This window comes from Corynebacterium sp. HMSC064E07, from assembly GCF_001815745.1.
Classification (GTDB): Bacteria; Actinomycetota; Actinomycetes; order Mycobacteriales; family Mycobacteriaceae; genus Corynebacterium; species Corynebacterium jeikeium_D.
This window is the reverse complement of the sequence record NZ_KV821813.1, coordinates 175,908-188,398: the sequence shown is the minus strand read 5'-3', so window position 1 is coordinate 188,398 and position 12,491 is coordinate 175,908. Positions and strand designations below refer to the sequence as shown.

The 12,491-nt window shown below is 58.9% G+C and carries 10 protein-coding genes; 7 read left to right on the top strand and 3 right to left on the bottom strand.

The genetic code is table 11. The features are described 5' to 3' along the window. The first annotated feature begins 183 nt into the window (after nucleotides 1–183). Entirely contained in the window at nucleotides 184–1,167 is a 984-nt protein-coding gene (locus HMPREF3053_RS05285) for an HtaA protein (RefSeq protein ID WP_246819377.1), read from the top strand. 314 nt (nucleotides 1,168–1,481) lie between these two features. Next, nucleotides 1,482–2,825, top strand: coding sequence for a glycosyltransferase family 87 protein (locus tag HMPREF3053_RS05280; RefSeq protein WP_239271880.1), 1,344 nt, complete (start codon nucleotides 1,482–1,484; stop codon nucleotides 2,823–2,825). Nucleotides 2,826–2,827: 2 nt separating this feature from the next. Here the strand turns inward: HMPREF3053_RS05280 and HMPREF3053_RS05275 are convergent, their stop codons facing one another. Further along, nucleotides 2,828–3,025 (bottom strand): hypothetical protein, encoded by a 198-nt coding sequence (locus tag HMPREF3053_RS05275; protein ID WP_048732933.1) that lies wholly within the window; start codon nucleotides 3,023–3,025, stop codon nucleotides 2,828–2,830. 264 nt (nucleotides 3,026–3,289) lie between these two features. Here HMPREF3053_RS05275 and HMPREF3053_RS05270 point away from each other — a divergent pair, with 264 nt between their 5' ends. From HMPREF3053_RS05270 to HMPREF3053_RS05260, 3 genes are all read left to right on the top strand, one after another. After that, the gene (locus HMPREF3053_RS05270; RefSeq protein WP_070767388.1) at nucleotides 3,290–4,672 is read left to right on the top strand and encodes a M18 family aminopeptidase; all 1,383 of its coding nucleotides are present in this window, start codon (nucleotides 3,290–3,292) and stop codon (nucleotides 4,670–4,672) included. Between the two features lie 135 nt (nucleotides 4,673–4,807). Beyond that, nucleotides 4,808–6,220, top strand: coding sequence for a M20 metallopeptidase family protein (locus tag HMPREF3053_RS05265; protein ID WP_048732929.1), 1,413 nt, complete (start codon nucleotides 4,808–4,810; stop codon nucleotides 6,218–6,220). 4 nt (nucleotides 6,221–6,224) lie between these two features. Then, nucleotides 6,225–7,565, top strand: a complete 1,341-nt coding sequence (locus HMPREF3053_RS05260; RefSeq protein WP_070605530.1) for an alpha-amylase family protein — start codon at nucleotides 6,225–6,227, stop codon at nucleotides 7,563–7,565. 156 nt (nucleotides 7,566–7,721) lie between these two features. Here the strand turns inward: HMPREF3053_RS05260 and HMPREF3053_RS05255 are convergent, their stop codons facing one another. Together HMPREF3053_RS05255 and HMPREF3053_RS05250 are read right to left on the bottom strand one after the other, a co-directional pair. Then, the gene (locus HMPREF3053_RS05255; protein WP_049172707.1) at nucleotides 7,722–7,919 is read right to left on the bottom strand and encodes a hypothetical protein; all 198 of its coding nucleotides are present in this window, start codon (nucleotides 7,917–7,919) and stop codon (nucleotides 7,722–7,724) included. An 88-nt stretch (nucleotides 7,920–8,007) separates the two neighbouring features. Further along, nucleotides 8,008–10,059 (bottom strand): DUF2339 domain-containing protein, encoded by a 2,052-nt coding sequence (locus HMPREF3053_RS05250; RefSeq protein ID WP_070767387.1) that lies wholly within the window; start codon nucleotides 10,057–10,059, stop codon nucleotides 8,008–8,010. A 157-nt stretch (nucleotides 10,060–10,216) separates the two neighbouring features. Here HMPREF3053_RS05250 and HMPREF3053_RS05245 point away from each other — a divergent pair, with 157 nt between their 5' ends. Then, nucleotides 10,217–10,825 (top strand): ECF transporter S component, encoded by a 609-nt coding sequence (locus HMPREF3053_RS05245; protein ID WP_049189346.1) that lies wholly within the window; start codon nucleotides 10,217–10,219, stop codon nucleotides 10,823–10,825. An 8-nt stretch (nucleotides 10,826–10,833) separates the two neighbouring features. Beyond that, a complete protein-coding gene (locus HMPREF3053_RS05240) occupies nucleotides 10,834–12,450 on the top strand; it encodes an ABC transporter ATP-binding protein (protein ID WP_070767386.1) in 1,617 nt (538 codons plus the stop codon). The last annotated feature ends 41 nt before the right edge of the window (nucleotides 12,451–12,491 follow it).

Sequence of the window (12,491 nt, the reverse complement as noted above, 5' to 3'; positions counted from 1 at the left end):
TTGACTTTCGATCATTCCCACCGCCATCTTGCGGGGGCTCACGAAACTCGCCTTTCGTCCGGCTCCGAATCATCGCCCGTTGGAGAAGGCAAGCGTCGACCGGTGAGGCAGAGTGCGCGCAGAGGTGTTACTGCGGTTTCGCTGTCCGGCGCCATGGTCCTTTCAGCGTTTGTGTCCCCAGCAATGGCTGAAACTGCGAAGCCAATCGTGCCAGACAACTTTCCCAATGTGATTAATCCAGCGGAGAACTTCCAGCCGCAGGATCCGCAGTATGTCGAATCCCCGGAAGTTTCTGTCACTTTTGAGGACGGCACACCAGCTGAAGGCGCCACAGTTCATCGCGGCGATGTTCTCATTGTTCGCGGCAGTGGTTTTAATCCGTCGGCCAACCGTGGTGGTTACCCGCTTCCAATTCCTCCGGGTGTGCCCAATGGCGTTTACGTTCTCTACAGTGCGTTCCCAGACTCCTGGAAGCCAAGTGAAGGTGCTCCGTCCTCGTCGCGGAAACATCCGCACGACAACATTGCCTGGGTCACGCCGGCTGGAACTCTCGAGGCGATACCGAACCAGGGCGTCGACATGCGACGTTCTATCGCTCGTCAAGCCACTCCGATGACAGATGACGGCAGCTTTGAGGCTCGCATTGTTGTTGACCCGCCAGAGACCCCAGCTGGTGAAAACTGGGGCATTTATGTTTACCCGGCAGCCGGCTCCATTAATGAGGCCGAGGAAATCTACATCCCGTTGAATTATTCGGATGCTCCGGGCAAGAATGCCCCGGCTCCCTCCAGCGAGGATTTAGTAATTTCTGTATCTGCGCTGGAGAAGGTATTCGGCGCACTGGGTGGTGGCGTCACTGCCAAGAACGGTGCCCTAGAGCCTGAGGCCGGTGTCGTCTCATTCACCCGCGACAATGACAACAGTGATGTCGAAGGGGAGAGCTACCGCGGAGAAGTTCACTTCACCGCGAAGTTCAGTCTGGTTCATGTGGTCGTTCGTAATCCGCGCATTGAGGACGGCCCGACTGGAAAGATTATTACGGCAGAGGTCTCGCAGGGTTACGATGTCGGTCCGGATGAGATGGAGCGTATGCCCATAGCCGCTGTTGTCAACAGTGATGGCGATCAGCTGATCACGACCATCGGCACTATCTCGCAGTTCCGGTAGTCCCTCCGGTCATCATGGCCGCCAATTGTTGTCCACCTGGCACTTCGTTCAAAGTAAGCCGTCATACCTTGCGGGTTCTTGTGGGGTTGTAACCACTGCTGTAGTGGAATCACTACATTAGATAGAGGCGCTTACCAGCGATGAGGAGGAACGTGGGACGGCATAGTCGGGCAGAAGGACCGGTGTCACAGGATGGGGCATCGTCACGGGTTGCGGAGTCGCAACGTGCTGTTGCGGAGTCTCCGTCGCGGGCCTCGCGAAAAATATGGGTTCGCAAACCCAATCAGGCCCCTGCGCTGACGCAATCGCCTGTGATGAGCTGGCCTCTTATGCTGGTCTCGCTGCTCGGTGGTCTTGCCTCGCTGCTGGCCTGGAATGGCCGCACCCAGCCGGACGATTGGGCGTCGCTCTGGGTGGGCGGGCTACTGATGGACAGGGGACTTGAGTCCCATCTCTATGATGCCGATCCAATCGATTTCACCGCCATGAGCGGAGAGGTCTGGCCACGCCTGGCGCAGGAAGTGTCTGCGCCATTTACGCATCCCTTTGTGCAAAACCCTTTGTTTGCAAAGGCTCTGGGAGCGATATCCCACGTCATGAGCTTTGAAACCTCGGTTGCTTGGTTGCTGTTTCTCTCTGGAATGGCCGTTGTGGTCCTGGTCGCAGCCTCCTACCACCTGTGGTTTCGGTCTACCATGCCCTGGGGCATCGCAGCGCTGGTTACCGCATGCGTATTCGCTCTGCCGACCACTCTCAATTCGTTCTGGATTGGTCAGACGACACCGCTGATTGTCGCGGGCGTCGCCTATGGGCTTGCTGCCTCGCGCACTCGTCCTTGGCTCGCGGGCATCGTCCTCGGCATTGTCGCATCCATTAAATTGACTCCGTATGCGCTCATCGCCGTGATGCTCTTTTTCGCTTATCGACGGCGCGCAGCCCTCTGGTCGCTGGCCACCACGGCGGTACTGGCAATCTGGATGTTTATCCGCATTGACATGCCGGTTATTTCGGACTGGATTGACCGAATCGACGACATTGGTGCGTCGGTCTTGGTCGGTGGTGCGAATCAGTCGTTGGCGTCGACTTTAGCCACAGACCTGGGCAATCCTGATTTATTAGTAACAGTGGTTCGTGATTATCCGAGTCACGTGAAAACGATTCCACTGTGTATTGCGCTTGGCGTGGTGTTGATGGTCACGGCAGTTGCGTGGTTGAACCCGGTCTACCGGTTCGAATTTCTGATCACGGGCGCGTGGCTTATTGCAGCCACATTCTCATCGATTCTTTGGACCCACTACATGTTGATGCTGGTCACGTCTGTGTTCGGTTTGGCCGCCATGGCGCGGACCCGATTGACCAGACAGTGGCCGTATATCGGTATTGCGTTGCTAGTGGTCCTGCTGACGTTCCCTGTGACAAACCCGATTGCTGCTACGCCGTATACCGGCGGATTTGTGTACTCGGGGATTACTGCGATGCTCTTGACGCTGGCATTGATGCTAGTTGTTGGTGGCTGCCACGCGTTTGCGGTACATCGGTACGGCGATGGTGATGCAGGCGAGGTTGGAGCTGGTTTTGGCAGTGAATTAGCTGCCGCGGAGACATTAAAATTTCCTCAGCCAGAGCCAATGGTCCTATTCGACTTGAGGAAGCGCTAGATTTAGCGGCTCAGCATAGAGACGATGTCACGGGCAGACATGTCGCTGTAAATCTCGTTCCGGGCGCTCTTAACCTGGTGGCCGAAGTGGACTGCGTTAGCGTCACTGCTTGTGTCGCGGGTAAGAGCTTCGCGCAGCGGCTGAGAGAAGAAGGCGCGCTTGGTAGTGAAAGAACGGGGGAACAGGTTTTCAAGGCTCACGGTATAAACCCTTTCTGTGGTCGGAATCCGGTCAGGATTCCGGTTTGAGAGTTTCTGTATTCAAATGGTTTTCTTTGATGCGGTTGCCACTATATGTCTGAATATGCCCGATATCGAGTTAAAACGGGCAAAAGTGACTAAGTGGATACCGTTCCCAACATGAAAGCTGCATCACACTGTGGACCGGCTTAATGCTCGGTCACGGTCAGTTGTGGGCTCCAATACAATGAAATCCGGAATCAAATGTGAAGTAGGAGTTTGGTTATGGCTATTTCTTCGGCACCCACCCCTGAGTCCCCGGATTCAGCGGATACCTCGGACGCGGCATCGCGCAGCGTTCCGGCGGCAGCGCTCAGTCACGTTGAGGATTTAATAGATTTTGTGGCTGCGTCGCCAAGTTCATTTCATGCGGCACAACAGGTCGTTGACCGTCTGAGTGCAGCCGGTGCCACGGTCGTCGACGAGCACGAGCAGTGGCCAAGTAAACCCGGTGCCTACGTCCTGCGTCGCGATGGCGCTGCCGTTGCTTGGGTCGTCCCGGAGACGCCGGCTGCCGATTTCACCGGTTTCCGTATTGTGGGTTCCCACACGGATTCGCCGGGTTTTCGTGTGAAGCCCAACGCGCGCACCTCCGCCGCAGGCTATGCGCAGGTCGCTGTGGAGGTCTATGGCGGTGCGTTGTTGGGAAGCTGGACCGATCGCGAAATTGAGTTCGCCGGTCGGGTAATTGATAAAAGCGGCAATGAGCACCTTGCTCGCACTGGCCCGGTTGCGCGTATTCCGCAGTTGGCTATCCACCTCAATCGTGCGGTTAACGAAGAGGGGTTGAAGCTCCACAAGCAGAATCACACTGCACCAATCATCGGACTGGATACTTTCGGCACCGATGTGTACCAGGTCATCGCCGATGCTGCGGGACTGTCTATCGACGACATCGTCGCCTGGGACCTCATTTCTTTCGACACCCACCAGCCGCGCACCTTCGGTGCTCACGATGAATTCCTGGCTTCAGGTCGACTCGACAACCTGCTCAGCGTCCACTCCTCCCTAGTCGCCTTCGAGGCCTTGCTCCGCCAAAACTGGAGCACGTCAACCACCATCCCCGTCATGGTCGCTTTCGATCACGAGGAAGTTGGGTCCGCCTCCACTACGGGCGCTGCAGGGCCACTGCTTGCCGACGTTCTGTCCCGCATCGCAGCGGCCACAGGCGCTGACCTGGAACGCACCCAGCAGCTCTACCGCGGTTCCATCTGTCTCTCGGCCGACGGCGCACACGGTGTGCATCCGAACTATGCAGGCGAACACGAGCCGGGGCACCAGCCGGAACTCAATGCCGGCCCGGTGGTGAAGATCAATGCCAACCAGCGCTACGCCACTACGGCGGCCGGTCAGGCTGAGGTTGTCCGAATCGCAGCGGAAACCTCTAAGCGCATTGGCCAGGAAGTGCCGGTGCAGTATTTTGTCTCTGCGAACCACAAGCCATGTGGCTCCACTATCGGCCCGATCACTGCAACGCGACTGGGTATCGACACCATTGATATCGGAGCTGCGATGGTCTCCATGCACTCGGCGCGTGAGATGTGCGGCACGATTGATCCATGGTGGTTGGCCGAACTCACCGTGGATTTCTGGGGTGCCGGACACTAGCAGCTCGCTGGCAGCGCTGAAGTCGCCTCTAGCAGGGGAGATGTCGGGGCGCTGTGGCCGTCGTGAAGCGAAAATGGGTGAGGGAGTTTCCGTAGCTGCTCGTCGTGGAGCCTATTTTCTGTCATGCTATGAACCATGACTGATGCTAACGACACCCTGCCGTCGCACCGCCTTGAAGTACCTATCGAAGAGGCGGTGGCATGGCGTCGCCAACTGCACCAGAATCCGGAGCTGAGCTTCCGGGAGTACAGGACCTCGGACATGATTGAGGATCTGCTCAATCAATGGGACATCCCGACGTACCGGTTAACCCCGACGTCCGTGATTGGCGTCATCGAGGGTACAGCGGGCGACCCCAGCACTGGCCGTGTGATTGGCTACCGCGCGGATATTGACGCCCTGCCGATTCAGGAGGAAACGGGATTGCCGTACGCCTCGCGCACGCCGGGTGTGATGCACGCCTGTGGTCATGATGTGCACACGGCGATGCTGCTGGGCACGGCGAAGGTGCTCTCTGGAATGCGCGATCAACTGCACGGCAAGGTGCTGTGCATCTTCCAGCACGCCGAAGAAATGCTGCCGGGCGGTGCTCGTGAGCTGGTCGACAAGGGTGCCGCCGATGACTTGGATGAGGTCTACGCCTTCCACGTCGCGCCGCATCCGGTAGGGCATGTGGGAATTTGCGCTGGGCGAGTGACAACCATGTCGGGCATCGTCTCCATCGCGATTCGTGGCCGTGGCGGACACTCTTCGAACCCGCAGCTGTCGATTGACCCGGTGCTCATCGCCAGCGAGGTGACTCTCATGCTGAACACGATTGTCTCCCGCGATGTGGATCCAAAGCACATGAACATCGTCAACGTCGGCTCACTGCATTCAGGTGAGGCCGGCAACGTGATCCCGGATACGGCCAACCTGGAAGTGTCCATCCGCTCGGTGGATGAGGCCGACTGGGAGATTGTCTGCCAGCGTATCGAGGCCGTCGTCAACGGCGTCTGCCAAGCTCACGGCGCACAGGCGACTTTTGACTGGCAGATTCCGTACCCGATGGTGGTCAACGCCGACATTGCAGTCAATCGCGCCTGGCATGCGGCGACGAAGGCAGTTGGCAACTCCAAGGTGTTCGCCGCCGATCCGTGGGCTCCTTCGGATGACTTCTCCTATTTTTCCCGTGAAGCGCCGGGCTGTTACATGTTTCTCGGCACCGGTGGCCCGGAAGCGGGTAATCCCTTCTTTCTCCACAATTCCAAGTTTAAAATTGTGGAGAGAGCCATGGTCAATGGCATGCGCACGGAAATCCAAATCGCGCTCGACGCACTGAACCCGTCGAAGAATCATCCGCCGGAGCGCCCTGCCACATCTCCGACCATGCCCGCAGCAGGTTCCGTGCCTCCACGGCCGCGGAAGGCAGGCCTTGGCACGCCACAGTCGCATGCGGGCCAGGCGCGGGCGTCGTCAAGCGAATCGGCGGGGGAGACCTCACCGAGTCCTGAGGCGGCGGCATCAGATAATTCCAATCAGCCTCAGGCACCTAGAGAGGATGCATAGGACAATGTCCACGACCCCCAACGCCCCTAATAAGACGCTCGCTGCCGCACCTGAGTGGTCGAAGTGGGCGATTGGATGGCACGTCTATCCACTGGGGTTTGTGGGAGCGCCCATCCGTGAGAAGGATCGAGGCGCCGCGCCGGGCAATCGAATTCACAAACTGATTGACTGGCTTCCGTACGTCCAGGAGCTCGGGCTCAACGTGCTGCAGCTGGCGCCAGTATTCGAGTCGACTAGCCACGGCTACGATACCGAGGACTACTACCGCATTGACTCGCGCCTGGGTACCGAAGAGGACATGAAGGCTGTCATCGAAGCTGCCCATGAGCGTGGCATCAAAGTGCTTTTCGACGGCGTTTTCAACCACATCGGGGCAGAGGCACCCGCGTTGAAGACCGCGAAGGAAAACCCTGACTCTGAAGAAGCACAGCTCTTTGCGTTTACTCACTCAGATGGCGACATGACCGCGCCGGTGTTTGAGGGCCATGAGAGTTTGGTCGAATTCGATCACACCAGTGACGCGACTGTTGATTTTGTCGTCAACGTGATGAATTACTGGCTGGCGCGGGGGATTGATGGCTGGCGACTGGATGCGGCCTACGCAGTGGACCCACAGTTCTGGCACAAGGTTTTGCCGCGAGTGCGTGCTGAGCACCCGCACGCCTTTATCTACGGCGAGGTCATCCACGGTGACTATGCGGAGATTGTGTCGGTGTCCGGCATGGACTCGGTGACGGAGTACGAGCTGTGGAAAGCGACCTGGTCTGCGCTGAAGGAGGAAAACTTCTTCGAGTTGGACTGGACTCTGAAGCGCCATAACACCTTCGCGGAGTCTTTTGTGCCGGTGACGTTTGTGGGAAACCACGATGTTTCACGCATTGCGACGCAGGTAGGGGCCGACAAGGCCGTGCTGGCGGCGACGGTGCTGTTTACCGTGGCCGGTGTGCCGCTGGTCTACTACGGCGACGAACAGGGCTACACCGGTCTCAAAGAGGAACGCATCGGCGGTGACGACCAGATTCGTCCAGTGTTCCCGGATAGTCCGGAGGAACTCTCTACGCTTGGCGCGGATCTCTACCGCGCTTACCAGCAGCTCGTTGCGGTGCGACGCCGGTTCCCATGGTTGCACTCCGCTCGCGTGGAGACTGATGAATTGCGCAATGGTTTTCTTCGCTACCGCGTGACCGCAACCGACGCGGCGCTCGTGGACGATGCTGCCGAGGCCTTGGGCGAGACTGGAGCTTCCGGCGAGATGCCCTCGCTCGTTGTCGAGCTGAACCTGGAAAACGGCGCAACCAGCGCCGTGATCCGTGATGGTGACCACGTGGAATTTGAGTTTTCCTAGGCTCTCTTGGCGGCTCTAGGCTGCCCTCGGAGAACCAAAACCGCCCGGACACAATGTCCAGGCGGTAATTCTTTCGTGCCCCATCGATGAGTGGGCACAAGGGGTAGTGACTGCGTTTATGTTTGCTGGCTACCCCTGTTTTCGCAGATGCAGTGATTACATCTCTGCGGTCTCAGCAGGGGTCATCTCGTCGGAGGATGCCGGAGTGGTGGCCTTCTGCTCGAAGGTCTCCGACGGGTTGGCCTGGTCGCCGACCTTCACGTCCGAGTCAACCTGATTCGGGGGAGAGCAAGCGACCAGGGCTGCTGCGGCAATGGCGGATGCGGCGATAGCGCCGGCGATGCGGTTACGCATGGATGTGGCTCCTCTGTCGGAAAAACAATAGCTACAAGGGCTAATGAACTTTTCTCACATTATCTTAAAGCAATATCTTAGAGGATTCTTAACGGCTTGCGGGAACCAAGGGGCCAATCGCCCCCGCGCCGATGCATAGCGTTGCCCCCGGAGTCGCCTTTTCCACATCGACATGGAGAGTATTTCCGCCACCGTTGAGGTACGCATAGCGCGGCCGCAGATCGTTGTTCATCTTCACGACCGTGGAACCAGCGCGGGTTTGCTCTTCAGTCTCGAAAGGATTGGGTAGCGACAGGCGTACATCCATGCCCTCAGAGGCGGTGGCCGGGAACTCAAGCACCCAGTCACCGAGCTTGATGATGTTCTCAAGCTTGATGTCCTCCGACGCAGTGCCGTCCTCACCAATTGTGATGCGATGGCCACACTGCTCGACAGGGCCATCGGTGACCCGGGTGATCTCGGAGACCTTGGCGTCGATAAGCGAACCGTCGGTATTGAACATGCGCGGGTGACCGGTGACGCGCTCAAACGAAGGGCGAGCGGAGACCGCATCAAAGACCCGCGAGTACATGTTCATCGGAGCGGCGACGGGCACGAGAATCTCGAAGGGGACGGGCTGGTCAATGAGGTTGTAGTCGATCGCCTTGTCGGGGCCAGCGGCGTCGGCCTCCTCGCGCAGCGCGGACAGCGACGCCTTGGTGTTGTCAATCCACTCCATTGCGATGTCATCAGACCAGGCATTGCGGTAAGTAACCACGGAAATCGAGGAGGTGACAGCCAGCGCGATGCCCAGCGACCAAATCAGAATGTGCGTACGAGCCGGTAGCAGCGCTGGCGCCTCGTCCTTCGGTGGGAGTCCAGCCAGGGAGATCGCGACGCAGATTACGATCACGAGCGCGACATCAGAGTAGTAGTGCAAAGTGTGCGCCAGCACGCCAGAGGTGTTCTCTCCCGAGCGGAACAGGGTGATGGCGAACAAGGTGGTGAACATGTACGACACCGATAGCGTCCACGGAGCCCAGCCACGGTAATCGCGGCCGATGAGGGTGGCAGACAGAATCAACAGGATAATGCCGCCGAGAGTAATCAGCTGAGACGAAGCGGAGGCAAACGGCTGTCCCGGAGCCCAGCGTTCCCAGCTTGTTGGACCGCCGATGATGCCGGCAAAAATCTGGCCGAGGCCGTTGAAGAACAGTTCGGGCTGCAGCTTGTCGGAAATGAAGCCGGTGGTTTCGGCGGGGCCGAAGTAGTACCACAGTGCCCAGGCGCCGGTCAGCAGCATCGATGGGATCCAGATGACGAGGCCACGGCGGAGAACCTGCAGGATATTTCTGCGCTCCATGTAAGCCAAAGTGACGACAACCAGCATGGAGATCGGTGCGATAGCCAGGGACTTCTCAAAGAATCCCAGCGCCACTGCCAGCAGCACGAACAGGCCTACGGCTTCCCACGGGCGGGGGCCGAAGGAACGACGCATAGTGGTGCGAATGGCGACAATCATGAAGATCACGAATGCCAGGTGGAACGGCTGGGAATTGGCCGCGGCCGACCACCAGGTGTCTCCCGGAAGCATCAGCGGAGTCCAGGCGACGACCGTGATGAGGAAGAGAGACACCAGCGTGCGGCCGGTGAGAAGCTCAAAGAGTTTAGCTGTGGCGTATGTCAGCACTACCGACATCACGGCCATGGTGATAGCCGGTAGCCACCAGTTCCACGGTGCGATGAGGTGATAGAGGCCTTGCACCAAGAAAGCCAGTGGCGCAAGGTGCCCGTCGTGATCCTGAAGCAGGTAGTCCTTGCTCAGCAGTGGGGTGTCGTAAAGATGGCCAACAATGATGAAGTCATCCCAGTAAAAACCATGGCTAGTCAGCACCAGAATGCGAGCGACAAGCTGTATCGCAATAACAACTCCGATGAGTGGCCACCACTGCTTCGCAGACAGGTCAAGTCGCTCGCCCCACGTCAATGTGGGCATGTAGTATGGGCGAGAACTTTCCTGCTCAGCGGTGTTGTCAGCACCAGGGGCCTCGGCAGTTTTCACTGCGGAATCCGCGGCTGTCCCCTCATCGCCGACTGGCGGCGTATGAGGGGGTTGGGCAGTTGGGGTATCTCCTGTAGATGACCGCTCGGCTTTAGTCATGGTTCCTTATGTTATCTAGGCCATCTGCTGGGCGCGGTAGGGTAGGCAAAAGTTAGTGCTTAGGGCGTGTCGACACAGGCTTCATACGCCGCTAATGAATACATCAATAATGTTTGAGCAATACCGCTCGAGTTAAAGAAAAATAGGAGCAAGTGGGATGACGCAATCGGCGAGTGCAGCGCGCGCTAACTTCTCGTGGCGCAATATTGACATCATCATTGCAGCTGTTATCGGCGTGGCCGTTGGCCTGATTTTTGTTATCTGGAACATCATCGGCGGTGCGGGCTATGAAGCAGTCAACGCGCTTACTCCTGGTCTTGGCGGTTTGGTCGCTGGTATGTGGTTCCTCGGTGGTCCGCTCGGCGCGTACATCATTCGCAAGCCGGGTGCAGCTATCTTCGTCGAGGTAATCGCGGCGACGGTTTCAGCACTGATCGGTAACCAGTGGGGTATCTCCACCCTGTACTCAGGTTTGGCGCAGGGGCTCGGCGCGGAGCTGGTGTTCCTCATTCTGGCGTATAAGAGCTACAACCTGGCCACCGTGGTTATCTCCGGTCTCATGGCAGGTGTCGGCGCATGGACTTTCGAGCTTTTCACTGGCAACCTGGCCAAGACTTTCGAATTCAACGTCATCTATCTGATCTCCACGGCGCTGTCGGGTGCCGTCCTCGCCGGTCTGCTGGCTTACTTCCTGGCTAAGGCACTGGCGGCAACTGGAGCGCTGGATCGTTTTGCCATCGGGCGAGAGCGACACGACGACGTCTAGGAAAATCGATGACAGATGAGGCGTTGACGCGGGGGCCGTCGTCAAGCGGAAATGTCCCTGCGGTGAGCGCGCGGGGGTTCGGATATCGGCACGCGGGGCGCAAAGCTGCAGTACTGAACGACATCACGCTGGACATCGAGCGCGGTGAAAAGGTGCTGTTGCTCGGCGCGTCGGGGATGGGGAAGTCGACGCTGCTCGCCGCTATTGCTGGCGTGCTTGGCGACGACTCCGATGGCGAAGCCACCGGAAAGCTCCTGATTGAAGGTCGTACTCCTGCTTCCGCACGGGGCGCGGTGGGCTTGGTGCTGCAAGACCCTGACTCGCAGACGATTAGTGCTCGCGTTGGCGACGATGTCGCCTTTGGTGCGGAAAACCTGGGCGTTGCCCCGGCTGAGATTGGCAACCGAGTGCGCGCCAGCCTGGATTTGGTGGGGCTGGATTTGCCGCTGGATCATCCCACGCACAGGCTTTCGGGTGGGCAGAAGCAGCGCCTCGCATTGGCAGGTGTGCTGGCAATGGGCGCACGGGTCATTTGTTTGGACGAGCCGACGGCCAACATCGACCCGGCCGGTGTGCCGGTACTACGCGATGCTGCGATTACCGCGGCGGAGAGGACTGGTGCGGCACTGATTGTGGTCGAGCATCGAGTGGATGCGTGGGTCGATGTGGTCGACCGCATCATCGTGCTGGGCCGCGGAGGTGTGATTGCCGATGGTGCACCGCATCGGGTCTTGGAAGACTACGGGCAGGCTCTGACGGATGCTGGGGTGTGGATTCCGGGTGCTCCGCCCGCGCTGCCGGATGCGCGTTCAGTTGCCTGCGACCAGGACGGGCACCCTAGCGGTGACATCGCGATCGAAACCCGCGAGCTGGACATCGGCTATGGCGCGAAGAAGTCGTGGTTCAGGGGTAGCGAAACTGTTGAGCCTATTGCTCGCGGAATATCCGTTTCTATCCCATCCGAAGCTTCCACCTGCATCGTTGGTCACAACGGCAGCGGGAAGTCCACGTTAGCGCTGACGCTCGGCGGCCTGCTTGAGCCGATGGCGGGCACGGTCCAAGTGGCCGGCAGCGGTAGTGCGCCGTGGAAATGGCCGTCGAAGAAGTTGGCTACTCGGATTGGCACGGTCTTCCAAGACCCCGAGCACCAATTCGTCACCGGCACAGTGCTGGAAGAGTTGCAGCTTGGCCCGAAGCTTGTCGGTGTCAACGCTGATAAGCGCATCGAGGAATTACTTGAGCGGCTGCGGCTAACGGCCCTGACCAAGGCGAATCCGTTCTCACTCTCGGGCGGTGAGAAGCGACGTCTGTCGGTGGCGACCATGCTGGCGACAGCGCCGGATATTGTGCTTCTCGACGAACCGACGTTCGGCCAAGACCGCCGGACATTCACCGAGCTGCTCACTTTGCTTCGCCAGCTTGCTGACGACGGCCGAACTGTTATCTCGATTACCCACGATCCATTGGTGGTACAAGCGATGGGGGACTACGTCATCGACATGGATTCGTTTCATCCGGAGCGGTCAGGCCGTGCGGCGCCGGGACAGCGTGGTTCAGGGGAGCAGGCCGGTCCGAGCCGCACTAGCGGTGCGCGCGGCCAGGGCGAAGCGGGAGGGAAATCGTGACTGAAGTCGGTTCCGCCGGTACGGCTGAAGGTACGCAGAGC

Coding starts and splice junctions, on each gene's coding strand:
- HMPREF3053_RS05285 (WP_246819377.1), top strand. CDS start 184: ATGGCTGAAACTGCGAAGCCAATCGTGCCAGACAACTTTCCCAATGTG.
- HMPREF3053_RS05280 (WP_239271880.1), top strand. CDS start 1,482: ATGAGCTGGCCTCTTATGCTGGTCTCGCTGCTCGGTGGTCTTGCCTCG.
- HMPREF3053_RS05270 (WP_070767388.1), top strand. CDS start 3,290: ATGGCTATTTCTTCGGCACCCACCCCTGAGTCCCCGGATTCAGCGGAT.
- HMPREF3053_RS05265 (WP_048732929.1), top strand. CDS start 4,808: ATGACTGATGCTAACGACACCCTGCCGTCGCACCGCCTTGAAGTACCT.
- HMPREF3053_RS05260 (WP_070605530.1), top strand. CDS start 6,225: ATGTCCACGACCCCCAACGCCCCTAATAAGACGCTCGCTGCCGCACCT.
- HMPREF3053_RS05255 (WP_049172707.1), bottom strand. CDS start 7,919: ATGCGTAACCGCATCGCCGGCGCTATCGCCGCATCCGCCATTGCCGCA.
- HMPREF3053_RS05250 (WP_070767387.1), bottom strand. CDS start 10,059: ATGACTAAAGCCGAGCGGTCATCTACAGGAGATACCCCAACTGCCCAA.
- HMPREF3053_RS05245 (WP_049189346.1), top strand. CDS start 10,217: ATGACGCAATCGGCGAGTGCAGCGCGCGCTAACTTCTCGTGGCGCAAT.
- HMPREF3053_RS05240 (WP_070767386.1), top strand. CDS start 10,834: ATGACAGATGAGGCGTTGACGCGGGGGCCGTCGTCAAGCGGAAATGTC.